Source organism: Rhizobium sp. CFBP 13644 (assembly GCF_014842165.1).
Taxonomy (GTDB): domain Bacteria; phylum Pseudomonadota; class Alphaproteobacteria; order Rhizobiales; family Rhizobiaceae; genus Agrobacterium; species Agrobacterium tumefaciens_C.
On sequence record NZ_JACYVF010000005.1, the window covers coordinates 161,379 to 186,625 of the forward strand.

The 25,247-nt window shown below is 56.6% G+C and carries 21 protein-coding genes; 5 read left to right on the forward strand and 16 right to left on the reverse strand.

Going from position 1 to position 25,247, the window contains the following annotated elements; all coding sequences use genetic code 11:
• The first annotated feature begins 17 nt into the window (after positions 1-17).
• Positions 18-1,916 carry a bifunctional sugar phosphate isomerase/epimerase/4-hydroxyphenylpyruvate dioxygenase family protein gene (locus tag IFT53_RS14750; protein ID WP_192065934.1) on the forward strand — a complete coding sequence of 633 codons (1,899 nt, stop codon included), beginning with the start codon at positions 18-20 and terminating at the stop codon, positions 1,914-1,916.
• A 3-nt stretch (positions 1,917-1,919) separates the two neighbouring features.
• Here IFT53_RS14750 and IFT53_RS14755 read toward each other — a convergent pair whose 3' ends face one another.
• The 6 genes from IFT53_RS14755 to IFT53_RS14780 all read right to left on the reverse strand — a co-directional run bounded on the left by IFT53_RS14755 (position 1,920) and on the right by IFT53_RS14780 (position 9,547).
• The gene (locus IFT53_RS14755) at positions 1,920-3,203 is read right to left on the reverse strand and encodes a glucoamylase family protein (protein ID WP_244656333.1); all 1,284 of its coding nucleotides are present in this window, start codon (positions 3,201-3,203) and stop codon (positions 1,920-1,922) included.
• A gap of 150 nt (positions 3,204-3,353) precedes the next feature.
• Positions 3,354-5,075 (reverse strand): acetyl/propionyl/methylcrotonyl-CoA carboxylase subunit alpha, encoded by a 1,722-nt coding sequence (locus tag IFT53_RS14760; RefSeq protein WP_192065726.1) that lies wholly within the window; start codon positions 5,073-5,075, stop codon positions 3,354-3,356.
• On the reverse strand, positions 5,072-6,691 hold the full coding sequence (locus IFT53_RS14765; protein ID WP_192065938.1) for a 5-oxoprolinase subunit B/C family protein: 1,620 nt from the start codon (positions 6,689-6,691) through the stop codon (positions 5,072-5,074). Before IFT53_RS14765 ends, IFT53_RS14760 begins: the two co-directional genes overlap by 4 nt.
• A gap of 7 nt (positions 6,692-6,698) precedes the next feature.
• Positions 6,699-7,508, reverse strand: a complete 810-nt coding sequence (locus IFT53_RS14770; protein ID WP_192065728.1) for a putative hydro-lyase — start codon at positions 7,506-7,508, stop codon at positions 6,699-6,701.
• Positions 7,509-7,518: 10 nt separating this feature from the next.
• Positions 7,519-8,286, reverse strand: coding sequence for a LamB/YcsF family protein (locus IFT53_RS14775; RefSeq protein WP_192065729.1), 768 nt, complete (start codon positions 8,284-8,286; stop codon positions 7,519-7,521).
• 13 nt (positions 8,287-8,299) lie between these two features.
• Positions 8,300-9,547: an NRAMP family divalent metal transporter gene (locus IFT53_RS14780; RefSeq protein ID WP_042617086.1), complete on the reverse strand. Its 1,248-nt coding sequence runs from the start codon at positions 9,545-9,547 to the stop codon at positions 8,300-8,302.
• A 255-nt stretch (positions 9,548-9,802) separates the two neighbouring features.
• On the opposite strand from IFT53_RS14780, the gene IFT53_RS14785 reads away from it, so the two are divergent.
• The 3 genes from IFT53_RS14785 to IFT53_RS14795 all read left to right on the forward strand — a co-directional run bounded on the left by IFT53_RS14785 (position 9,803) and on the right by IFT53_RS14795 (position 12,167).
• Positions 9,803-10,447 (forward strand): GntR family transcriptional regulator, encoded by a 645-nt coding sequence (locus tag IFT53_RS14785; protein WP_192065939.1) that lies wholly within the window; start codon positions 9,803-9,805, stop codon positions 10,445-10,447.
• A gap of 133 nt (positions 10,448-10,580) precedes the next feature.
• Positions 10,581-11,456 (forward strand): pyridoxal kinase PdxY, encoded by an 876-nt coding sequence (gene pdxY, locus IFT53_RS14790; RefSeq protein ID WP_192065731.1) that lies wholly within the window; start codon positions 10,581-10,583, stop codon positions 11,454-11,456.
• A 75-nt stretch (positions 11,457-11,531) separates the two neighbouring features.
• On the forward strand, positions 11,532-12,167 hold the full coding sequence (locus tag IFT53_RS14795; RefSeq protein ID WP_192065733.1) for a carbonic anhydrase: 636 nt from the start codon (positions 11,532-11,534) through the stop codon (positions 12,165-12,167).
• Between the two features lie 130 nt (positions 12,168-12,297).
• Here IFT53_RS14795 and IFT53_RS14800 read toward each other — a convergent pair whose 3' ends face one another.
• Together IFT53_RS14800 and IFT53_RS14805 are read right to left on the reverse strand one after the other, a co-directional pair.
• A complete protein-coding gene (locus IFT53_RS14800) occupies positions 12,298-13,113 on the reverse strand; it encodes a lytic murein transglycosylase (protein ID WP_042617088.1) in 816 nt (271 codons plus the stop codon).
• A gap of 194 nt (positions 13,114-13,307) precedes the next feature.
• Positions 13,308-14,339, reverse strand: a complete 1,032-nt coding sequence (locus IFT53_RS14805) for an aspartate-semialdehyde dehydrogenase (RefSeq protein ID WP_042617089.1) — start codon at positions 14,337-14,339, stop codon at positions 13,308-13,310.
• A 502-nt stretch (positions 14,340-14,841) separates the two neighbouring features.
• Here IFT53_RS14805 and IFT53_RS14815 point away from each other — a divergent pair.
• Positions 14,842-16,728 (forward strand): MFS transporter, encoded by a 1,887-nt coding sequence (locus tag IFT53_RS14815; RefSeq protein ID WP_192065735.1) that lies wholly within the window; start codon positions 14,842-14,844, stop codon positions 16,726-16,728.
• A 77-nt stretch (positions 16,729-16,805) separates the two neighbouring features.
• On the opposite strand, the gene IFT53_RS14820 is transcribed toward IFT53_RS14815, so the two are convergent.
• From IFT53_RS14820 to IFT53_RS14855, 8 genes are all read right to left on the reverse strand, one after another.
• Positions 16,806-18,215 carry a mannitol dehydrogenase family protein gene (locus IFT53_RS14820; protein WP_446737681.1) on the reverse strand — a complete coding sequence of 470 codons (1,410 nt, stop codon included), beginning with the start codon at positions 18,213-18,215 and terminating at the stop codon, positions 16,806-16,808.
• A gap of 1 nt (position 18,216) precedes the next feature.
• On the reverse strand, positions 18,217-19,413 hold the full coding sequence (uxuA, locus tag IFT53_RS14825) for a mannonate dehydratase (protein WP_192065739.1): 1,197 nt from the start codon (positions 19,411-19,413) through the stop codon (positions 18,217-18,219).
• Positions 19,414-19,431: 18 nt separating this feature from the next.
• Entirely contained in the window at positions 19,432-20,481 is a 1,050-nt protein-coding gene (locus tag IFT53_RS14830) for an L-idonate 5-dehydrogenase (RefSeq protein WP_192065740.1), read from the reverse strand.
• A 64-nt stretch (positions 20,482-20,545) separates the two neighbouring features.
• On the reverse strand, positions 20,546-21,952 hold the full coding sequence (locus IFT53_RS14835) for a TRAP transporter large permease (protein WP_192065742.1): 1,407 nt from the start codon (positions 21,950-21,952) through the stop codon (positions 20,546-20,548).
• Position 21,953: 1 nt separating this feature from the next.
• On the reverse strand, positions 21,954-22,529 hold the full coding sequence (locus IFT53_RS14840; RefSeq protein ID WP_192065743.1) for a TRAP transporter small permease: 576 nt from the start codon (positions 22,527-22,529) through the stop codon (positions 21,954-21,956).
• 61 nt (positions 22,530-22,590) lie between these two features.
• Positions 22,591-23,565: a sialic acid TRAP transporter substrate-binding protein SiaP gene (locus IFT53_RS14845; protein ID WP_192065745.1), complete on the reverse strand. Its 975-nt coding sequence runs from the start codon at positions 23,563-23,565 to the stop codon at positions 22,591-22,593.
• 72 nt (positions 23,566-23,637) lie between these two features.
• Positions 23,638-24,339, reverse strand: a complete 702-nt coding sequence (locus IFT53_RS14850; protein WP_192065747.1) for a FadR/GntR family transcriptional regulator — start codon at positions 24,337-24,339, stop codon at positions 23,638-23,640.
• A 232-nt stretch (positions 24,340-24,571) separates the two neighbouring features.
• A complete protein-coding gene (locus tag IFT53_RS14855) occupies positions 24,572-25,198 on the reverse strand; it encodes a TetR/AcrR family transcriptional regulator (protein WP_192065749.1) in 627 nt (208 codons plus the stop codon).
• Positions 25,199-25,247: the final 49 nt, after the last annotated feature.

Genomic DNA, 25,247 nt, shown 5'->3' on the forward strand with positions numbered 1-25,247 from the left:
ATACGCAGAAGCAGCCCATGCGGACCTCCATCGCGACCGTTTCCATCAGCGGCGAGTTTCCCGAAAAGCTTGCGGCAATAGCCAAGGCGGGTTTTTCAGGGGTCGAAATCTTCGAGAACGATTTCCTGACCTATGATGCCTCCCCCCGTGAAGTGCGTGCGATGGTGAAAGACCACGGCCTGGAAATTACCCTCTTCCAGCCCTTTCGTGATTTCGAAGGCATGCCCGACCAGCACCGCCAGCGTGCATTTGAACGAGCAGAACGCAAGTTCGATATCATGGGAGAGCTGGGCACCGAACTCATGCTGATCTGCTCCAACGTCTCGCAGATTTCGTTGGGTGGAATAGACCGGGCCGCTGCCGATTTCCATGAGTTGGGAGAACGTGCCGCAAAGCACGGTCTGCGCGTCGGCTACGAGGCTTTGGCCTGGGGGCGTCACGTCAACGACCACCGCGATGCCTGGGAAGTCGTGCGCCGGGCCGACCACAGCAATGTCGGCATCATTCTCGACAGCTTTCACACCCTGTCACGCAAGATCGACCCGAACTCGATCCGCTCCATTCCCGGCGACAAGATATTCATCGTGCAACTGGCGGACGCGCCGCTGTTTGACATGGACCTCCTCTATTGGAGCCGCCATTTTAGAAACATGCCGGGCGAAGGGGATCTTCCAGTCGTTGACTTCATGCGGGCTGTCGCCGCAACCGGTTATGCCGGGCCTTTGTCACTGGAGATTTTCAACGACCAGTTCCGTGGCGGCTCCGCCCGCCTGCTCGCAGAAGATGGCCACCGCTCGCTCATCAATCTCATGGACAAAGTTCACCGTCTGGAGCCCGATATTCGTATTGACGTGCCCAATATGCCCGCGCCTGTGGAAACAAGCGGTGTGGAATTCGTGGAGTTCACGACGGGGCAGAACGAGAAGGCCGAGCTTGAAACGCTGCTGACCACGCTGGGTTTCTCGAAATCTGCCCGCCATTGCAATCGGGAGGTTGAGCTCTACACGCAGGGCGATATTCGCATCGTCATCAATACCGACAGCACCGGCGACAGCTTTGCCGGCGCGTCCTATTCGGTGCATGGCACGAACGCCTATGCCTTCGGCCTGAAGGTCGATGATGCGAAGGCAGCACTGGAGCGGGCGGCTGCACTGGGTGCACCCACCTTTTTTGAGCCGCGCAAGAGTGGCGAAGCCTCAATTCCAGCCATTCAGGGCGTCGGAAATGGCGTGATCTATTTCCTTGATGGATCGCCTGACCTTGCTTCCATCTGGGACAAAGAGTTTTCGCAGCTTCCTTCGCAAACCACTGGAGATGCCGGACTGACCCGCATCGATCATCTGGCTCAGACAACGCGCTACGATGAAATGCTGACATGGCTGCTGTTTTACACGTCGATTTTCTCCATGCGCCGCACCCCCATGGTTGATGTGGTGGAACCGGGCGGCCTCGTGCGCAGCCAGGCCATAGAAAGCCTCCCAAAACCCGATTTCCGCCTGACAATGAATGGCGCTGACAACCGCAAGACGTTCGCTGGAAAGTTCTTGGCAGAAGGCTTCGGCACCAGCATCCAGCACATTGCTTTCTCGACCGACGATATATTTGCAACGGCGCGCGAACTGCACGCACGCGGCTTTCAAGCCCTGCCTATCTCCCGCAACTATTATGATGATCTAGAGGCACGTTTCGGGTTGGAGCCAGAGTTTTCCGACGCGCTACGCGCTTCCAGCATTCTCTACGACCGTGACGACCACGGGGAATATTTCCAGATCTACAGCCAAACATTTGGCGAAGGCTTCTTCTTCGAAATTGTAGAAAGGCGGGAGAATTATGCGGGGTACGGCGCCATGAACGCACCATTCCGCATCGGCGCACAACGTCGGTTGCTCCGTCCAGCGGGAATACCCCGAGACTAAGCGTTAGATGTGGTCAGGCGTATTCTGTGGATCGCCGACCCGAAAGCCAAGGCGGTCAAGGCCGCGCTGGACTTCCGGTGCGCCCATGAACAAGGCCCAGATCAGCCCGGAGCGATAGTTCGCCATCATTGCCACGATGGGTCCCTGATCGATGGCCAGATGCGTTTCGCCAATCCAACCGGTGACCGGAGAGAAGGCATCGACAAAGCCGTATCGCCCCAACAGCTTGCCACCGTCATAGCTCAGAAACGCACGGGCCGCAGCCATTGCTTCGTCGGGGCAGACAGGAAAACTGGAGAGAGCAGCGGTCGGGGAGATGATGTCATCATCCTGCGTTGGAGAATGGACGCGGTAGCCCTTCGGGCCATCGCTGGCGGTCATTCCCCAAATATCCGAACCTGGATATTTTGACTGACAATAGGCATGGTTGATCCGCGTATGCGCCTCCACCTGCTGCCAATAATCCGCATAGGTATCGGAAAGGCCCCTCGGGTCCAGCGTACAGAAGGAATATTGCGAGAGAAACAGTGGCCCGCCATAGGGTTCGCCCAGCGGCAAGACCGTTCCCAAATAGGAGTTGCCATTCACCATGTCACCCGACCGTGCCCATCCCTTGTGGTAGTGGACCGGATCAATCGCGTGTTTCTCAGCGCCTGCGGCCAGCACATAGCTAACCAGGGCTTCATTCCAACCGGTGATGGTCAGATCCAGCGACCATCGCCGTCCGGGGCTCCAGTGCCACCACAGCGGGCCATCCGTTGTCCGCGTGTACCAGTCCCACTCGACGGATCCGATCAGGTCATTTGCAAGGGCGCGAAAGCGGGTTTCAGCCAATGTGGAACGGTAGAAATACTGCCGGGCGCATATCAGACCCTGCAGCAGCAAGGCCGTTTCGACCAGATCGCCGCCATCATCTTTCGGCCCGAAGGCAATGACCTCGCTGGTTTCACCATGAATGAAATGAGCAAATGCACCGTGAAAACGCTTTGCCTTATGCAAGGCTGCGACCATTCGCGTGACACGATCCAGCGCCTCGTCACGGGTTATCCAGCGCCGTTCCGCGCCCACGACGATTGCGAGAAATGAAAAGCCAGTGCCTGAAACGGATGCAATTTCGTTGATGACCGAGCCATCAGAGCGCAGGCGGTCTCGTGCCAATCCAGAAATCGGGTGGCTGCCAAGCCAGAAATAATCAAAGGTCCGTCGCTGAATGTCTTCAACATCGTCGGGCAGTGATCTTTGAGGGACAAGACCCTGCCCGATGAATATCTGATTTTCGGTATCCAATATGCTGCCCGGCGTCCATGATAGGTTCGCCACCCTATCCCAAACAATGGGGCGATATTATAGCCACTTGCGCCGACGGGGGCCGTTATTGACGGCTCACAATCGACGCAAGGTTCCATTGCCATGACGTCTGATCGGGTTGAACGGCGCCTAGTCGAACACGAACAGCGTATCTCCGGCCTGAAGGTAGTCACCTTCCTTGACACGCAAACGAACCGTGCCTGCCTTGGGTGCTGTAACCTGCGTTTCCATTTTCATGGCTTCCATCACGGCAACCAGATCGCCCTCTGAGACCGCAGATCCATCTTCCACCTTGAAAGACTGAAGTGTTCCCGAAACGGGCGCGACGATACCGGCGTTTTCGGAATGCGTTTCCGATGCGGGCTTACCCGCACCGCCTGCGGAACCGAGGCCAGCCAACAACAGATGCGGAAGGCCAACGGCGACGCGCTTTCCGTCTATCTCCAGCCATGTGCGTGTCATCGCAATGTCGTCAACAGGCTTTTGCCGTTCCATCGCATCGGGCATGTCGGCAAAATCCGTTTCGATCCAGCGTGTATGAACCTTGAAACCATCAGTCCCGATAAAATCTTGCGTATCAATCGCCGCACGGTGAAAGGGCAGAACTGTCGCCACGCCCTCAATGCGGAATTCCTGCAGCGCACGGCGTGCACGGCGCAGCACCTGCTCCCGGTCCGTGCCAGTCACAATCAGCTTTGCCATGAGGGAATCGAACACGCCCGGGATTGTCGATCCGGTGACGACACCGCTATCCAGACGAATGCCGGGGCCGGATGGCGGATCGAACACGGTAATTGCGCCGGGCGTTGGCAGAAACCCGCGACCGGGATCTTCTGCGTTGATGCGAAATTCCATGGAGTGTCCACGTGGCTCAGGCGTTTCGAGGATCTGGAGCGGATGCCCCTCAGCCACACGAAACTGCTCGACGACCAGATCGATGCCCGTGGTCTCTTCCGTCACAGGGTGCTCAACCTGAAGGCGCGTATTGACCTCCAGAAACGAGATGGTGCCATCTACGCCCAGCAGGAACTCCACCGTTCCCGCGCCGGAGTAACCCGCCGCAGCGCAAATGGCCTTGGCAGAATCGTGGATTTTCTGACGCTGCTCAGGCTGCAGGAACGGCGCTGGCGCCTCTTCAATCAGCTTCTGATTTCGGCGCTGAAGCGAACAATCGCGCGTGCCAAGCACCACGACATTGCCGTGCTTATCGGCAATGACCTGCGCTTCGATATGGCGCGGGCGATCCAGGAACCGTTCCAGAAAACATTCGCCACGGCCAAAGGCGGCTGTGGCCTCACGCACGGCGGAATCATAGAGATCGGCGATCTCTTCCATCTTCCACGCGACCTTGATGCCGCGCCCACCACCGCCATGCGCCGCCTTGATGGCAACCGGCAAGCCATGCGCTTGCGCAAAGGCGGTCACTTCGGCAGCCGTTGCGACGGGGCCGTCACTGCCCGCAACCAAGGGTGCGCCGACGCTGTTGGCAAGGCGTCGTGCCTCGACCTTGTCGCCCAGCATGGTGATGACCTGAGGATCAGGCCCGATCCAAATCAGCCCTGCATCGATAACCGCCTGCGCGAATTCCGCCCGTTCAGACAGGAACCCGTAGCCTGGATGGACAGCATCCGCGCCCGAACGCTTGGCGATGGCGATGAGTTTTGCAATATCGAGATAGGTTTCCGCAGGACGGACACCTTCAAGCCCATAGGCTTCATCTGCCAGCTTGACGAATAGCGCATCCTGGTCAGGATCCGCATAAACGGCGACCGAACCGACGCCGTAGTCACGGCATGCGCGGATGATGCGCACTGCGATCTCGCCACGATTGGCAATCAGCACTTTTTTCATGGCTTGTCTCCCGAAAGCTCTGTGTTCTTGCTCGCCGATATCTCGGCGAAAGGCCCAAGCGGGCGAAACTGGATTTTGGCGTTAACCGGAATTTGCCCCGCGAGATCAAGATGATGCTCGGCAACGGCAGCAACGACCGGATAACCACCCGTCAGGGGGTGATCGGCCAGAAACAGAACCGGCTGACCGCTGTGGGGTATCTGGATTGCACCGTTTGCGGTGCCTTCACTGGGAAGCTCCGCGCTGTCTCTGCGCTCAAGCGGCGTATCACCGGCAAGGCGAATGCCCACGCGGCTGGATTGCGGTGTGACCTGCCAAAGCTGGCTTGTCAGCGTCTCTAACCCAGTCTGCGTGAACCAGTCGCTGCGGGGACCCATGACGACATCGAGCGTGACAACATCATCTTTACCCGGAAGGTCAAAGGCAGGTGCTTCATTGATCGAGACGCTGGAAAGGCCTGACGTCTCGTTTCGTAGATGAATCACCGAACCTGCCGTCAAAACCTCTGGCCCAACCATGGCCAAGGTGTCGGTTGCAGCACTTCCGAGAACCGCCGCAACGTCAAAGCCGCCACGGACGCTGAGATAACAGCGCATGCCTTTGACGGCATGCCCAAAGGTCACCACATCACCCGGTTCAAGCGCCATCGGCACGTAGGCAGAACTCTCGAAGCTATAGGCTTCTGATTTAACCGTAATAACGCCAGCGGCACCGGCAATGCCGATAACGGCGCGGCTCGTTGCTCTGAAGGAGAAGCCTCCCAGCGTGATTTCCAGACAGGGCGTATTAACAGGATTGCCGACGATGCGGTTCGCCGCATTGAAAGCGGATTGATCCAGCGCGCCGGAGGCCGATACGCCCTGCCCCGTTTGCCCGAAACGTCCACGGTCCTGAAACAGAACCGGCATGGGCGCGGCCAGAACCTCGAACCGGGCCGCCTCTGGTTTGGCGGTGGCCTTGGTTGCAGCAGGCTTTGATTGGGGAACAACGACCTTGCCGCTTTCCTTATCCATATCAAAAAAGCGCACGCGGTAACCTGGCTGGAACAGCGCACCGGGCTCGCGCTCAATATCCCACATTTTTAGGGGTGTTGTGCCAATAATCTGCCATCCGCCGGGACTGTTTTGCGGGTATACGCCGCTGAAAGCTCCCGCTAGCGCTACCGAGCCTGCCGGAATCCGCGTGCGCGGACTTTGCCTGCGCGGCACATGCAAGGTGGGATCACCACCAACGAGATAACCGAAGCCCGGCGCAAAACCGCTAAAGGCAACGGTGAATTCGCTCTGCGTATGCCGCTTGATGACTTCATCAACGCTGAGGCCAGTCAATTCCGCAACATCAGCCAGATCTTCACCATTATAACGCACCGGAATTTCTATCAGCTGGTCGGAAGGCGCTATCTTTGCGGAGAGATCGCGGGTCGCGATGTCCGCCGCCAGCGCCTGCGCGGAGATGATCTCGGGCCGGAAACGGATCATTAGCGTCCGCGCGGCTGGCACCGTCTCTTCGATGCCTTCAACGGGATGGGCCTGAAGCGAAGCAAATAGCGCCAGCGTTTGATCGAGATCGGCAAGCTCAACAAGGATCGTCGTGAGACTGACCGGTAAAAAACGCATCTTGTCCTCACGCATGATAGGCAGAATCCGGAATGTCGGTAATGAACATATGCCCCGGAGAATGGGTAATCGCAAAGGGCACGCCTGACGCCATCACGGCCGCCTGAGGCGTGACGCCACAGGCCCAGAATACTGGCACTTCGCCGGGTTCAATGCGCACGGCATCCCCAAAATCAGGCTTTGCGAGGTCGGCAATGCCAATCTCTTGCGGGGAGCCAACATGGACAGGTGAACCATGAACGGCGGGAAACCTGCCCGAAATCGTTGCCGCATCGGCAACGCGAGCAGCAGGAATAGGACGCATGGAAACGACCATATTGCCCTTCAAACGTCCGGCGGGACGACAAGGCTGGTTGGTCAGATACATCGGCACATTGGACTTATCCGTCATGTGGCGGATTTCAATGCCAGCCTCCACCATGGGTGTCTCGAAGGTAAAGCTGCACCCGATCAGAAACGCGACGAGATCCTCGTGCTCTGCCCAGGCCGCCGCGGCATCTGCGGTTTCTTCTGCCAGTTTGCCATCCCGCCAGATGCGATAGAGCGGCAGGTCCGTGCGCAGATCGGCATTCGGTGCCAGCAAAGTCGTCGGTGAGCCGGGATCGGATACATCCAGTACCGGGCAGGCTTTGGGGTTGCGCTGCGCATAGAGCAGAAAATCATAGGCCCAGTCTCGCGGCAAAACGATCATGTTGGCCTGTGTGAAGCCCGGTGCGATGCCGGGTGTCGGCGCGACCAGACCATTGCGATACTGGGCGCGTGCAGCGCGCGCCGTATCTGCATTGGTATGCTGAAGATAAGATGTCGGAATGGTCATCGCTGGCCCTTTACGGCTTTGAGATGAAAGAACGGATATCGATGCCCTCGGCTTCGAAACGCTGCCGGATCTGTTGGGCAATGGCGACCGCGCCAGGGCTGTCGCCGTGAACGCAGATCGATTGCGCTTCGATGCTAATCACGCTGCCATCAATGGCTTCCAACGTGCCGTTCCGGGCAAGCTGCACCATGCGTTGGGCGATCTTCTCAGCATCATGCAGAACAGCCCCCGCTTCTCGGCGCGACACGAGTTGGCCATCCGGCGTGTAGGCGCGGTCCGCGAAGGCCTCGGCAACAACAGTAAGGCCTGACTGACGCGCAAGTTCGAGAATAGGTGCGTTCGCAAGCCCCATCAGAACAAGCGCCGGATCAACTGCCTTGATGGCATCAATAACGGCCTGACCCTGAACAGCATCATTGGCGATGCGGTTGTAAAGCGCGCCATGCGGCTTGACGTAACGAACGGATGTGCCCGCCGATTGCGCCAGACCCTTCAACGCACCGATCTGATAGATAACGTCGGCCATCAGGTCTTCGCGCGTAACATCCAGATCGCGGCGGCCGAAGCCGACGCGGTCCGGATAGGAGACATGGGCTCCCACGACGACATTTTTCTCGGCAGCGGCCTTCACCGTGCGGAAAATGCCCGCCGGATCGCCCGCATGAAAACCGCAGGCAATGTTGGCACTGGAAACGACTGCCAGCATGGCTGCATCATCCCCCATGGCCCACGCGCCGTAGCCCTCGCCAAGATCGCTGTTCAAATCGATGGAAGCCATGTTTGTGTTCTCCTTATGCGGCTGAGAAGAGCAGGGCGAAAATCGGCCCGATCGACTTGTAGCCCATATACCAGGTCAGTGCGCAGACGATAACGCCGAGTGCCAAGAGCCAGCGCGGATAGCGATAACCGGCCATAAGATCAGAGCGCGCCCAGGCAGCATAGACAAAGATCGACAGGCCGATGGGCAGGATGAGACCGTTCAATCCGCCAACGAAAACCAGCATCTGCGCTGGAGGTGTCGTTATGACCACATAGAAGAACAGGGAGACCGCGATGAAAATGACAGTCGCAATGTTGCGAGCGCGTTCACTGATGTCCTGCTTGAAAACGGTAATGAAGGAAACCGACGTATAGGCGGCACCGATCACCGAAGTAATGGCCGCAGCCCACAGAACGACGCCGAAGATGCGCAAGCCGATATCGCCCGCAGCGGCCTGGAAAGCCTGAGCAGCAGGGTTTGCACCCTTGCCCGACACATCAATAACAACGCCGCTAGCGACCACACCAAGAATGGCAAGGAACAGAACGTAGCGCATGACGCCGGTGACCGCGATACCCGTGAGTGCTGCACGGTTGACTGCACCGAGATTTTCAACGCCGACCATGCCCTTATCGAGCAGGCGATGAGCGCCGGAATAAGTGATGTAACCACCGACAGTACCGCCGACAATCGTCGTGATGGTCGCGAAATCGATAGTGGAAGGCAGGAATGTCTGGAAAAGGGCATCACCAACAGGCGGGCCAGAAACAAAGGCAACATAGACCGTCAGAACGATCATCAGGATGCCTGCGAAAATGATGAACCTGTCGACAGCCATGCCTGCGCGTTTCGACAAGAATATGCCGATGGCCAGAAGCGCGCTCAGCGCACCGCCAAGTTTGGGATCCAGACCAAGCATGGCATTAAGGCCAAGACCCGAACCGCCAATATTGCCGATATTGAAAAACAAGCCACCAACAATCACGAGAACAGCGAGCACATATCCCGAACCCGGTATCGCAGCGTTCGCGATGTCGGAAGCGCGCATCCGCGTCAGTGTGACGATGCGCCAGATGTTCAGCTGGACAACGAAATCAATCACGATGGAGGCCAGAATGGCAAAGGCGAAAGCAGCGCCGAGCTTGGTTGTGAATGTTGCGGTCTGTGTGATGAAACCGGGACCGATGGCCGAGGTCGCCATCAGAAAGACAGCTGCGGTCAGAGACGCTCGTCGGGATTTAACGAACTCGGCACTTTGAGCTATTTTTGTAGGCTCCATGGATTTTCTCCTTAGCGCATCCGCCCCTCGCGGATACTTTAAAGCAACTTTGGCGGCATCTACAAAATTGTCAACATTGTTGAACAATAAAATTATATCGTTCTTTCATTCTGCGCAATTTTTGGCACCATTGGCGCGAAACTAAGCATCATTTTTATCTCCGTTGCCATGTTTTTGTGATATTGCAGCCGGCATCAGCAACACCGCCATCGGGACAATCGACTGCGAATGAACGGCCACCAGGACAACACCGTGATGGAATCACTGCCGCTAGCGGATCGGGTAGCGCGGGATATCCGCGATCTCTTGATCACGGGGGCATTGGTGCCAGGGCAGAGGCTTTCCGAGGCAGCCTTCAGCGAACGCCTCGACGTCTCCCGAAATTCGCTGCGCGAAGCCTTCCGGCTGCTGACAAAAGACGGCCTGTTGCGGCATGAAGCCAATCGCGGTGTTTTCGTTTCGACGCCTAGCACGGACCAGATCATCGATATCTACCGCGTCAGACGCATGTTGGAATGCGGCGCACTGCGTCAAGCTTGGCCGAAACATCCTGCGACCACCACGATGCGTGATGCGGTCGAGGCAGCCAAGATCCACCGCGAGCGGCAGGAGTGGCGGGAAGTTGGCAGTGCCAACATGAAATTTCATGCCGCCGTCATTGATCTTTCCGACAGCAGCAGGCTCAGCGATTTCTATGCGCGCGTTGCCGCCGAACTGCGCCTGAGCTTTGGGCTGTTGAACGACCCGGAGCAGCTGCATTCTCCCTTCGTGGACATGAATGAGCAGATACTGGGCCTGGTGATCAAAGGAAAAGTAGAGGATGCGGCCACGCAAATGGACCTCTATCTGAACCTTTCCGAGCGCACTGTGCTGAAGGCACTGGAGCGCGCCGGGAAGTGACCCGGTAAAAACCGCACGTGGATACCACACTAACAGTGGAAAGCCGCGCAGCATTGTGCCATGACGAAACCAATTACGCGGCCGAAGGCGCCAAATCTGCGTCATGACCGCTGCCATGTGGAATGAGTGCATCATGCAGGACAATACCAACGGCTCCGTCATCGTCATTTCCAGCCACGTGATGCGTGGTTCTGTCGGCAATCGTGCAGTTGTGTTTGGGCTCGAGACTTTAGGCTTTCCAGTCTGGGCCGTTCCCACCATCGTCATGCCCTGGCACCCCGGCCATGGACCATCTACCCGTCTGCGGTTCGACAATACCGAATTTGATTCCGCGATGAAGGATCTGGCAACATCGAAATGGTCAGGTGAAGTCCGCGCAATCCTCACCGGTTATTTCGGAAGCGCCGAGCAGGTGTGTTCGGTAGCGCGGCTGATCCGCGACATGAAGCAGGCCAACCCCGAGCTCATCTATGTTTGTGACCCCGTTATGGGTGACAAGGGTGGACTCTACATACCCAAGGAAACAGCACAGGCCATCCGGGATGAATTGATACCGCTTGCCACAGTTTCCACGCCAAACCGATATGAACTTGCGTGGATGAGCGGTGCCGAGCTTGAGACGAACAATGAAATCATCGATGCGGCCTTAGCGCTCGGTCCGCCAAAAATGCTTGTCACATCGGCTGTCCCGATGACGGTGGGCGGGATAGGCAACCTTTTCCTCAGCGGTCGTCATGCGCTTCTTGCTGAACATCGTGCCATTGAGAACGTTCCGAACGGTCTGGGCGATCTCCTTTCGGCGCTTTTCCTCGCTCGGCTACTGCAGGGATTAGACGATGAAAAGGCGCTTCAACTGGCAACTGCAAGCGTGTTTGAGGTTCTCGCCCGCACGATGAAAAGAGGATCGAACGAACTGACGCTGGAGACCGATGCGTCCAGTCTTTCCACACCTATGGCCATGGTGCAGATGCGCCATCTCTTGCATCCATACCGCAGCAAGCGCAAATAACGGATCATAACGTCGGATTTTCAACACGCCGTGCTCATTTACGAGCCTGGCCCAGCACAACGGTACTGCGATATCATGAAAGATTTTCCAGACTACCTCCTTAACGGCTACAAGAACTTCATGAGCGGTCGTTACACCGATGAGCGTGAACGCTACCGCGCATTGGCGGACACCGGCCAAAAGCCGCAAACGCTGATCATTGCCTGTTGTGACTCCCGCTCCGCGCCGGAAACCATTTTCGATTGCGGCCCGGGAGAGCTGTTTGTCGTGCGAAATGTCGCCAACATGGTTCCGCCCTACGAGCCTGACGGTCAGTACCATGCCACATCTGCCGCCGTTGAATATGCGGTGCAGGTCCTCAAGGTAAAAGACATTGTCGTCATGGGCCATGGCCGTTGCGGCGGCATACAGGCGGCGCTCGATCCGAACCTCGAACCCTTGTCGCCCGGCGATTTCATTGGCAAGTGGATGAACATGGTCAAGTCCGCTGCCGAGCAGATCCAAAGCAACGACGTGATGACCTCGGGTGAAAGACAAACTGCAATGGAGCGGGTTTCCATTCGCAATTCCATCAGCAACCTGCGCGCATTTCCTTTCGTCAAGGCTCAGGAAACCGCGGGAAAGGTCAGGTTGCACGGTGCATGGTTTGATATTTCGACTGGGGAATTGTGGGTGATGGACAGCAAGACAGGCGACTTCCGCCGTCCGTGACCTCTGAAACAAAGTCAGAGGCACGCTCGGACTTTAAGCCTTGATGGCACTCCAAAACGACGAATGACCGCACACATGCGCGGTCATTCCTTTCTCTGAGGCGATGAGATCGCCTTGATATCTCTAAGGATTATTGGCCGTCGATGGCCTTGCCGATGAAGGCGATGGACTGCTGATAGACGCTTGCAGCGTTCCATCCCTGAATGGCGGTGTAGTTTGTCTGGCCCTGCTGGTAACCAGCGCCACGCTGCCAACCGTGACCGACAAGGAAGTTGGCGGTCGAAGCAAGAGCGTCGGCGCGCGAACCAACCAGATCAATGTGGCCATTGCGGTCGAAATCGACGCCATAACGCACGACGTTGAGAGGAAGGAACTGAGTCTGGCCGATTTCGCCATGTGCCGCACCCTTGGCGGTGGAGCTCAGATCACCGCTTCCGACCAGTTTCAACGCAGCATAAAGCTGTTCGGTGAAATATTCGGAACGACGGCAGTCATAGGACAGCGTCGCCACGGCGGACATGGTGTGCTGGTTTCCAAGGAAAGCGCCGAAGCCGGTTTCCATGCCCCAAATGGCGAGCAGCGGGCCAGCCGGAACGCCATAGGCACGCTCAATATTGGCAAAAAGCGCTGCGTTGTTCTTCTTCATGGCCTTGCCACGCGAAATGATCGCCTGACCACCGCGTTTTTGCATAAACTGATCGAACGAAAGCTTGAAACTGTGCTGACCTCGGTCTGCACGGATCGTTGCCTGATTGTACGAGACACTCGAAAATGCACGATCCAGAACCGATGGGCTGACACCCCTGCCCGCAGCTTCCTGCTTGAATGCGCCGACCCAGGCATCAAAGCCCGCAGAAGTATTACCGCACTGCGCCGCCATAGCCGACGTTGCCGCCATTGCGGAAACCATAACTACGCCAACGGAAAAAGCTTTTAGTGCCCGCATCAGAATTTGCCTTCAAAGTTTTTGGGTTCGCGCCCTAACTCGGTCACCACTTGACTGAGATGTATGGCTTTCAGCCTGCCTGCTGACATCAAAACCGGCAAATAAACAGCCCGTGATGAACAGTTTGTCTGAAAACCCGTCCATTCCCACAGTGGAATGGGCGGGTTATAGTTAACATTTGTTAAAAAATAGTATCAAGCCGCAGTGCGTGGCTTGATGAGGCCACGATTGACGAGAAGCTCGGCGATCTGGATAGCATTCAGAGCAGCGCCCTTGCGCAAGTTGTCGGATACGACCCAGATGTTCAGACCGTTTTCAACAGTCGCGTCTTCGCGAATGCGCGAAATGAACGTGGCATCTTCGCCAGCGCATTCAACCGGCGTGATGTATCCGCCATTCTCATGCTTGTCGATGACCTGGCAGCCGGGTGCTTCACGCAGAATATCACGCGCCTGATCCGCTGTGATTTCGTTTTCGAACTCGATGTTCACGGATTCAGAATGGCCGATGAAAACCGGAACGCGCACGGCTGTGCATGTAACCTTGATCTTCGGATCTAGCATCTTCTTCGTTTCAGCGAGAACCTTCCACTCTTCCTTCGTGTATCCATCTTCCATGAACACATCGATATGCGGAATGACGTTGAAGGCGATGCGCTTGGTGAACTTCTTCGTTTCAACAGGATCGGCAACGAAGACAGCACGTGTCTGCTGGAAAAGCTCGTCCATGCCTTCCTTGCCGGCACCGGACACCGACTGGTAGGTGGAGATGACGACGCGCTTGATTGTGGCCGCATCATGCAAAGGCTTCAGGGCAACAACGAGCTGGGCCGTGGAGCAATTCGGGTTTGCAATGATATTGCGCTTGCGGAAGCCTTCAATAGCGTCAGCATTCACCTCTGGAACGATCAGTGGAACGTCCTGATCATAGCGCCATGCGGATGAGTTATCGATGACGACGCAGCCCTGGGCGCCGATTTTGGGGGACCACTTCTTGGATACGTCTCCACCAGCAGACATCAGGCAAATATCGGTGTCGGAAAAGTCGTAGTTCTCCATATTGGAGACCTTCAGCGTGCGGTCACCGTAGGACACTTCCGTGCCCTGGCTGCGAGCCGACGCCAGGGCGACGACTTCATCGGCCGGGAACCCGCGCTCAGCGAGAATATTGAGCATTTCACGACCGACATTGCCGGTAGCGCCTGCGATTGCAACTTTGAAACCCATGATCAAGCTCTCTTTCTACCTCTCCTCGTTTTTGGTGAGGGGGAACCCGCAATCCTGCGGCTTCCTTCTTCCCCGACCAAACCGGGGAGAGAGCGGTGGGCCAGAGACGTCAGACGGTTTTAATCGTCGTTTTGGCCGTAATTCGGATGGAGTAGGCAAGGCGCGACCGATCACCGGCAAACTCTGCCGGGTTATGCATGACAGTCATGTCTGTGACATGTCTCATCAAAATCGTGCTCCTTTTCTCGGCAAAGCTATTATGGTGTTTGCATTTCCTGTCAAGCGCAAACACGCTGCAATTTGGCCTTCCGAGGCGTAGCGCGACCATGTTGCGAAAAATTTCAGGCCCGCCCGGATTAGACTAAAGTCATAAGCCAAAAGGATCGCTCTTCCTTTCGTTCATTTTCTGCCACTCTGTGTTCAGGTGCATCGTGCCGCAAGGGCAGTCCGGGGGAGTCGGACTGTTGCGATGTGTCACTCATCGATCTGTGGAGGACAGAAAATGGCGAACGTAGTAGCCGCGGGCAACGAAAAGGCCCGCCCCATGACGGGTGAAGAGAAGAAGGTGATTTTCGCCTCTTCTTTGGGAACGGTCTTCGAGTGGTACGACTTTTATTTGTATGGCTCATTGGCCATCTACATTGGCGCGAACTTCTTCAGCCAATATCCTGAAACAACACGCAACATCTTCGCGCTGCTGGCATTTGCCGCAGGCTTCCTGGTTCGTCCGTTCGGTGCGCTGGTGTTTGGACGCCTTGGCGACCTCGTCGGCCGCAAATACACCTTTCTCGTCACCATCCTCATCATGGGCTTCTCGACCTTCCTGGTCGGCGTGCTCCCCAACGCATCGCAAATCGGCATTGCTGCGCCGATCATCCTCATCATCCTGCGCATGTTGCAGGGTCTGGCACTCGGCGGTGAATATGGCGGTGCGGCAACCTATGTGGCCGAGCACGCGCCAAATGGCCGTCGCGGCTATTACACATCCTGGATCCAGACGACCGCGACACTTGGTCTGTTCCTATCGCTCATGGTCATTCTCGGCGTTCAATTTGCCGTCGGCCGTGAGGCATTCGCCGATTGGGGCTGGCGCATTCCGTTCCTGCTGTCCGTCATCCTGCTTGGTGTCTCCGTCTGGATCCGCTTGAAAATGAGCGAATCGCCTGCCTTCAAGAAAATGAAGGAAGAGGGCAAAACCTCGAAGGCTCCACTCAGCGAAGCCTTCGGCCAGTGGAAAAACGCCAAGATCGCGATCATTGCGCTGGTTGGTGCCGTCATCGGACAGGCAGTCGTCTGGTACACCGGTCAGTTCTACGCGCTCTTCTTCCTGCAGAGCATTTTGAAGGTAGACGGCCAGTCGGCCAATATTATGGTTGCCTGCGCTCTTCTTCTCGGCACCGGCTTCTTCGTCCTGTTTGGCTGGCTTTCTGACAAGATCGGCCGCAAGCCCATCATCATGGCAGGTCTGGTTCTGGCCATGTTGACCTACTTCCCGCTGTTCAAGGCACTGACATGGGCAGGTAACCCTGCGCTTGCACAGGCTCAGGCCTCGGTTCGCGCAACCGTCTCCGCCGCACCTGGCGACTGCCGCTTCCAGTTCAACCCAACCGGCACGGCGAAATTCACCACATCCTGCGATATTGCGACCTCGTTCCTGACCAGAAACTCCGTGCCTTACGATGTTGTCGAAGGACTGGCAGGCCAGCCAGCAACGGTCAAGATTGGCGAAAAGACCATCACCAGCTATGATGCCGCCGCTGCCGGTGCAAATGCCGCAGCAAACGACCGCGCATTCCAGAAGCAGATCAACATGGCTCTTCAGGACGGTGGCTACCCACTGGTGCGCGGCGCCGCACAGGTTCCCGCAGCAAAACTTGATGCTTTCATTGCTGCAAACCCGGAACTTGCACTGAATGCCGACACCGTGCGCGCAACACCTGCCAAAACAGTGCCTGCCGAAAAGCTGGTGGCAGACAAGCTGATGACAGCGCCAGAGTTGAACGGCGCAACTGAGATGGCCGTCTATACAGTTGCTGGCGGTGGCGCATTTGCCATGGTCGCCGACCCAGCCGCTGTGAACTGGATTGCCATCATTGCGGTTCTAACCGTCCTCGTCATCTATGTGACCATGGTCTACGGCCCGATTGCCGCTCTGCTGGTGGAAATGTTCCCAACCCGCATCCGCTATTCCGGCATGTCCCTGCCCTACCACATTGGTAACGGCTGGTTCGGCGGTCTTCTGCCCGCAACCGCATTCGCTATGAGTGCTGCCAAGGGTGATATCTACTACGGCCTTTGGTACCCGATCATTTTCGCAGGTATCACACTGGTCGTCGGCATGCTGTTCCTGCCGGAAACCAAGGACCGCGACATCCACAAGATGGACTAAGGCTGAGCAATCACCGCAAAACAAGAACCCGGCGAGATCATCGCCGGGTTTTCTCTTTGGGGGGGCTGCGACAAAGGTCAGAATGACAGACCGGCCAGTTCCTGATTAACCAGATCGCGCCAGGCACGATTCTGCACCAGTTCGGCGAGAAACAGGCCTTCGACGGCGAAAAATGCAGCCGATGGATCAGTTTTCTCCTGATTATTTGCCGCAGAGAGGATTTCATCCTTGCGAGGATCATTCAGGTTGCCGCGCGTGTGAACAGACGCAATCCATAGGGCGACCACATAGGCAAACTCGGCGGCATCGTGCCCCGCAGCCAACGCCTCAACCGCGGCAGCCATGATCCGCTGGGGCAGCTTCTGACTGGTATCCATCGCAATCTGCTCATTGCGGTGGGCAATCGTCGGGTTGGCGAAGCGTTCAAGCAATTCGTTTTGGTAGTAAGGAAGATCAATGCCCGGCACTGATGCAAGCGTGGCAGCGGCTGCCTTCATGTGCCGCTTCACCTTTTCCACAAACTCCGGCACCGCCATTACATCGCGCACGAACTCCAGATCATGGAGAATGCCCAAATGTGCAATAAGCGTATGCGAGCCGTTCAGAAGCCGAAGCTTCATGTTTTCATAAGGCTCAACCGCCTGCGTGAACACGGCACCTGCCGCATCCCACGCCGGACGACCAAAAACGAAATCATCCTCGATCACCCATTGCAGAAAGGGTTCCGTTTCAATGGCGAGGCGGTCCTCGACACCCAGCAGCTGCGCCGCACGTTGGCGGGTTTCATCCGTCGCTGCGGGTACGATGCGATCGACCATGCTGCAGGGAAATTTGCCGTTCTCGTTAATCCAGCGTGCCAGTTCCGGGTCACGTCGCTCTGCCAGTTCCAGAACGAGGCGGCGAACAACATGGCCGTTGGACGGAAGATTGTCGCAGCACAGGACCGTAAACGGCTTGAGACCTTGCGCGTGTCGTCTGGCAATACCTTCAACAAGATAGCCTATTGCACCCGCAGGAGCATGCGGATTGGCAAGGTCTGCGGCGATTGACGGGTGCTTAAAGTCCAACCCTCCTGTCACGGGGTCAAGGCCGTATGCCTTTTCGCTAACAGTCAGGGTGACGATGCGGATATCCGGACTGGCCAGATGGCCAAGAACATCCTCTCTCTGTTCGGCTGCACAAAGCCAGTCCACTGTTGCACCGATGATTTCAGCGCGATCTCCCTCGGCACTTCGAACGATGACGGAGTAGAGGCCATCCTGTTCTGCCAGCGCCTGAACAGGCTCGTTCGAGCGCAAGTTGACGGCGACTATGCCCCAAGGGCCGAAGCTGTGCTCAAGTGCTTTCTGGGTGAAGACGGCTTGATGGGCACGGTGGAAAGCACCCAAGCCGAAATGCAAGATGCCGGGCTTCAGTGTCTTGCGATCAAAGGCCGGGACGGTAACGGTTTGGGGCAAAGAGGTGGAGGCAGTTAATCTGTTCATAATGCTATACTCGACCGAACTGTGGATGAAGAAGTGTGCGCTCGATGCCACGCAATTCGGCCAATCCCTTCAGGCGACCGATGGCGGGGTAGCCGGGCTGGGCGCCGCGGGCGATATCGTCAAGAATTTCCTGCCCGTGATCTGGCCGCATGGCGATGCGATGGTCCTCGCGCCCCACGTCACGACGGCGCTTTTCTTCTTCCAGCAACGCAGCGATGACGGCCACCATATCGGTTGCGCCTTCCAGATGTTCATCCTCGAAGAAGGAACATGGAACCGTATCGGTATCACGCGTTACGTTGCGCAAATGTACGAAATGAATACGGTCCGCAAAGGCCTTCGCGATCATCGGCAGATCATTATCCTTGTGCGCACCCAGCGAGCCGGTGCAGAGCGTAACCCCATTTGCCAGACTGTCTACCTGATCCAGCATATGCGCATAATCGGCCTGGGTAGAGAGAATGCGCGGCAGCCCGAGCAGGGGCCAGGGCGGATCGTCGCCGTGGGCGCAGAGATTGATACCCACCTCTTCCGCCACCGGAACAACCTCCGACAGGAAATCAACCAGATTGGATTGCAGCCGCAAACGGTCCACGCCACTATATGAGCGCAGCTTTTCCAGAAGCTGGTCAAGCGTGTAGCCATCAGCAGAACCCGGCAGGCCCGCCCCGATGTTCCTGCCCAAATCGATGATCTTGCTATCCGGCATTTCGGAAAAGCGTCTGGCAGCATCATCGATAAGCCATTCAGGATAATCGGATTTCGCGTCGGGCCGTTTCAGGATGTGAATGTCGAATGCGGCGAAATCCACCAGATCGAACCGCATGGCCTTTGCACCGTGACGCGTTTCCCAACGCAGATCCGTGCGGGTCCAATCCAGCACCGGCATGAAATTGTAACAAACAGTACGAATACCGCTGGAAGACAGGCGCCGCAGGTTTTCCTGCCAATTGGCGATATGCTGTTTCCAGTCGCCCGTCTGGGTCTTGATGTCCTCGGAGACGGGAACGCTCTCCACCACGTCCCAATAAAGGCCACCGGCCTTGATGGCTTCGTGCCGCTTGGCAATTTCATCGACAGGCCAAACGGAGCCCGTTTCAATGTGATGAAGCGCGCTGACAATGCCCTCGGCACCTGCCTGCGCGGCATCCCGCACCGAAACCTTGTCCACGGGGCCGAACCAGCGCCATGTGTGCTTCATATTTCTATCCTTCAAAACTTAGTGAGAACCACCAAAGGTGATCTGCACCTTGCAGGCAACGGAGCGATCACCGGCCTGCTCGAATGCTTCGATAGCCTGTTTAAGTGGGAACTCATGGGAAATGATCGGGCGAACATCGATCCTGCGCGACGAAATGAGTTGCACGGCCACGGCAAATTCCTGATCAAAACGCTGGGAGCCTCGCCAGACGATCTCTTTGCCAACGAGGCTGTTCAGTGGGATTGTGATATCGCCTGTGACGCCGACCTGAACGAGAGTGCCGCGCGGCTTTATGGCTGAAAATGCCGAGCGCAATGCGGGACCGGCGGCAGAACAATCAAAGACGATATCGAATGTGCCTTTATCTTCCTGATAGGGTGCAAGGCCATGTGGGTCTTTGGCGACATTGATCGTCCGGCGGGCACCCATGGACGGCGCTCGGGAAAGGGCCGCATCGGCAAGATCCGTAACAACAATCTCTGCCGCACCAGCATGTTTCGCAGCCGCAACCGTCAGCAGTCCGATGGGACCAGCGCCGGTCACCAGAACACGTTTGCCCTTGATATCACCAGCCTGCGCCACCGCATGAAGGCAAACCGCAAGCGGCTCGGCGCATGCTGCCTCAGCGGGAGTAGTATCGCCTTCGAACGAAAAGCACTGCTTTGCCGGAACGACAAGCCAGTCGCGGAACATGCCCTGCTCATGGGGAAGACGCATGGCGCTGCCCATGAAGCGCATGTCATGGCAATGAATGGGTTGGCCGATGGCGCAGTGGGGGCACGCGCCGCAGGGTTGTGAAGGGTTGACCGCAACGAGTGCGCCGACCTCAAGACCCGTTACACCATCTCCCAAAGCTTCGACATAACCCGATGCTTCATGGCCAGATATGATTGGCTCTCGCACCTGAACAGGCCCGAAGCCACCATCCTGATAGTAATGGAGGTCAGACCCGCAAATGCCGCCCGCAGCCATGCGCAGGAGCACCTCGCTCGCGCCCGGCTGCGCGAAATCCTGCGTTTCGACCTTGAGGTTCTGCTTGCCATAAAGACGCGCGACGCGTGTCGACATGAATGTCTACTTTCGTTTTTCGAGATGAGGTGAGCCCGCGCGGAGAGCCGCGCGGGTCCGTAGTTTAGCGGATCAATCCCATCTCCGTTGGCAGCCACAGGGTGACCGCAGGAATAAAAGTGATGAGAATGAGGGCGATGAACAGGGGCACCAGCCAGGGAAGGATCGCCATCGTCGTGCGCTCCACCGACAGTCTCGCCACCCGCGACAGCACGAACAGCACCATGCCGAGTGGCGGATGCAGCAGGCCGATCATCAGATTGAGTGTCATGATGAGGCCGAAATGCACCGGATCGATATCAAACTGCAGAACCAGCGGCAGAAGGATGGGCACGAGGATGGTGATGGCCGCAATCGTATCAAGGAAGCAGCCGACAAACAGCATCAGCAGGTTGACGAGGATGAGGAATATCCACTTGCTGTCTGTGATTGTCAGGATTGCCGCTGACAGCACTTGCGCGGCCTGAGACACCGTCAACAACCACGCAAACACCGATGCCGCCGCCACGATGAAGAGCACGGACGCCGAAGTCTCAATGGTGTCAAATGTCGCTTTGGCCAGTGTTTTGAAGGTCATGGTGCGATAGCGCACGAGACCGAGGAACAGCGACCACAGAACAGCGGCAACGGCTGCTTCGGTGGGCGTGAACCAGCCCATGGTCATGCCGCCAATGAGGATGACCGGTGTCATCAGCGCCATAACGGCGGAGAAGTCGAAGTACCAGTCGCAGGCAACCAGCACGACAAGCGCAATGACAATGGCCCAGTTGAGCGACAGGCCGAGCGAGGTCATGAGATAGACGCTGACCGGCACCAGCATGACGACAAGAACTTCCAGCGACGCGCCGAAGATGGTGCGCAGGCTGAATGGCGTATCGGAACCCCAGTTCTTGATATAGGCGAAAACCGTCACCGTAATCATCATCAGCAAGGTCATGACGACGCCCGGAACAATGCCCGCCATGAAAAGCGCGCCAATCGAGACATTGGCCATCATTCCGTAAATCACGAAAGGCAGGGATGGCGGAAAGATCGGGCCCAGCGTGGCAGAGGCGGCTGTAACGCCAACGGCTGCTTCGACCGGATAACCGTGATCCTTCATGGCCTTGATTTCGATGGTGCCGATGCCAGCCGCATCTGCAAGGGCCGTTCCAGACATGCCAGAGAAGATGACCGAGCCGATGATGTTGACCTGAGCAAGACCACCCTTCATCCACCCAACCAGTGCGACGGCGAAGGAATAGATGCGCCCGGTTACGCCAGCGGAGTTCATGAGGTTTCCCGCCAGAATGAAGAACGGGACGGCCAGAAGCGGAAAGCTCTCGATACCCGCAATCATGCGCTGTGCGGCAATGATATCAGGCGCGACATTGAAGGCCAGAATATAAAGAAGCGATGCTGATGCCATGGAAATGGCAACCGGCAGGCCGATGAGCATCAGAAGCAGGAATGAGCCAATCAATACCAGCATATCAAACCTCCTCCACGCTCTGGAACTCTTCCGGTCTCTCAAGAACGGAATAGCCACGCCTGATATTGGCGATGAACACCTGTATGGATCGCAGGAACATCAGCACAAAAGCTGCAAAAACCGTGTAGAAAACGATGCTGCGTGGCAGCGCCACGGTGACCATTTCCTCACCCTCAACAATCTCTAGATAGCGCCACATCAGCCATGATGTGTAGGCGAAAAATCCGATGCGCAGCACATCTACAGCCAGAGACATAACGCGCGTCACATGCGGCGGCAGGTAGTGGTAGAGAACATCAACCTGAATATGGCGCGACATGCGCACGCACATGACGGAGCCCATGAAGACGACAGCGATCAGGCAATTGACGGCAATCTCTTCTGTCCAGGCGTAACTGTCGTTCAGCACATAACGGGTAAAGAACTGCAGGAAAACGCAGCCTGTCATGATCCAGAAAAGAGCGAGCGTTAGCCAGTCCTCGAAAGCATAGACCGAGAGATCGGCATTGGGTGGTGGCTCATCGAATGTGAGGGCAAGTTCCTCAGGCGTGACCTGAGTATGAATTTCCTGCGACATTGATTTATCCCGACTGAGAAGAAAAGGCGGCGCGGCTCATAAAACCGCGCGGGGCACGGGCTTACTTGATGGCGCGGATGGCTTCCCAGTCGGCCTTGTCGTAACCAAAGTCCTCGAACTTAACCTTCTCGATCACGTTCTTTTCAAAGTCGGCCTTATCAACCTCAGTCACCGTCAAGCCACGCGACTTGAAATCGTCGACCAGCTTGTTTTCACGCTCCTCGATGATCTTCGTGGTGCGAGTTGCGGCTTCCTGCATCACATCGACAAAGATTTTCTTGTCCTGCTCGGAAAGGCTCGCCCACCGGCTCTTGGAAATCACCGTATTGAGGTGATCGACGATGTGGCCGGTCAGCACGATGTTCTTCTGCACCTCGAAGAATTTCTTCGCCTCGATGGTCGTCAGCGGATTTTCCTGCGCATCGACAGTTCCGTTCTGAAGCGCCAGATAGACCTCGGCGAAAGCAATAGGTGTCGTATTAGCGCCGCATGCGCGGGGCATGGCAAGATAGGCTGGAACGTCAGGAACGCGCATTTTCACGCCGGCCAGATCAGCACATGTCGCAATCGGCTTGTTGGCTGTGGTGTGGCGAGTGCCGTAATAGCTGACGGCGGCAATGACGTTGCCCGTCTTGTCCTCGTAACCCTTTGCAAGGCGCTTGAACACGTCGCTCTTCGTGTAAGCGATCAGATGTTCAGGACTGCGGAAGATGTAAGGGAAGTAAGTGACGCCGATAGGCTTGTAGTCACGGGCGGCAAAACTGGAACCCGAAATGATCATATCGACCGTTCCCAGTTTCAGGCCCTGGTTGATATCAACCTCCTTGCCGAGCTGCGATGCAGGAAACACGTCGATCTTGTAACGGCCTTCCGTACGCTTTTCGATTTCCTTCGAAGCCCAGACGGATTCGGTGTGGAAAGGCTCACTTGTTTCGTAAACATGGGCCCATTTGAGCGCGGTCTGCGCCTGGGCTGCAAATGCGGATACAGCGACGATCGCCGTTGCACCCAGCAAGCTGATGATTTTGAATGACATTGTTTTCCCTCCCGGATTGATGTCAGATTCTCTGTTTTCATGCTCCTCCCTCTCGGAACGAACATACTTCGCCTACGGCTCCTCCCCGAAGCTTTCGGAAAACCTTTTCTGCGACAGCATCAGATGGCGCCGCATGGCATCGCGCGCACCTGTCGCGTCGTTTTGGGCAATCGCATTTCGAATGACCCGATGTTCATCAAGAGCCAGACGCCATGTCTGCGGACCTTCAAAGTGGCTGGCCAGCCGTTCAAAATACGGTGTCATGCGCCGGTCAAAGATCTGGCCGGTAAACCGATGCAGCGTAGCGTTGCCGATGATATCTGTTATGGCCGTGTGAAATGCGCGGTCCTGAACCAGCATGTTGACGGGATCGCCAATGGCATTCTCCATCTGCCTGAGACAATCGTCCAGCCGCTGAATACCTTCAGCCGTTGCAACCCGCGCCGCTTCCTCCGCAATTGCACTTTCTAGGATGCTGCGCGCCTGAAGAATTTCAAACGGGCTGTCATTATCGTCGACCGGCAAGGCCTTGGGAGCGTGGTTCGTGCGCTGACTGACGTAAACGCCGGAACCCATCCGGATGTGGATATACCCTTCCACTTCCAGAACAATCAACGCTTCCCGAACCGTCGGCCTGGACACTGCGAACCGCTCGGCAAGATCCCGCTCAGATGGAAGCTTTGCGCCCAAGCTCAACTCGCCCGTTTCGATCAGCGAACGGATTTGATCCGCCACCTGCCTGTGCAGACGGCGTGGTTCCAGGGCCACAAACATGAAATCCTCCCAGATCCCATCTGGTCAATTGGTCTTACCAGTTACAACTTAGTAACTATGACCGCAACGCAAAGTCAAGCCTTCACTGCTATCAATCCGGCAGTGTTTGTTCAGCAGCGGAGTTCATGAGGATGACGCTTGGAACCTGCAAACCGGCACGATGAGACGCGACCACCTGCCCGAGCTGACAGCGCGTCTCGACGTGACAAACAATCCAACCACACAGCGTGGGCTATGAGCGGGAGTTGCGATCAACCAAAAGCGACCCAATCACCAGATCAATATGGGCATCGATGTAGGACTCAAGATCAAGTTCTCGGCGGTCCTCATAGATGAGCGTTTCGATGCCGATCGCAACGATGGGCGCGAAAATAAGACAAGCGTTTGCCCTTGGCCCGCCGACAAATTCTCCCGCTTCAACCCCCTCGTCGAGGATGGATTGTATACGGGCGTGAATGGGCTCGATGAGTTCGTCGCGGTGGGTGTCTATAACCTCGGGAAAGCGCGCACCTTCGGCTACAACAAACCGCAGCAACTGTCGCAGTCGCCTCTCCCTGAGCAACCGATGATAAAGCTCCCGTAGAAGCGTCTCAAGGCGCGTTGCTGCATTGCCCTTCAGCTCTCCAATATCGCCAATGACATTTTTCATCGGAACGGCAATATATTGGATCATCGACGAGAAAAGTTCATCCTTTGTTGGGAAATATACATACACTGTACCCTTGGTGACACCCACACGCTCAGCGATGTCTTCCACGCGAGCGGCGGTAAAGCCGTGATCTACAAACTCTTGAAATGCCGCTTCCAAGATTTGCGTGGGCCGAAGTGCCTTCTGTTCGGCGCGTGTCAGACTTGCCATAACTATCCTTAACCATGTGCGCTCGATCAATTCGAGACACAATAATTTC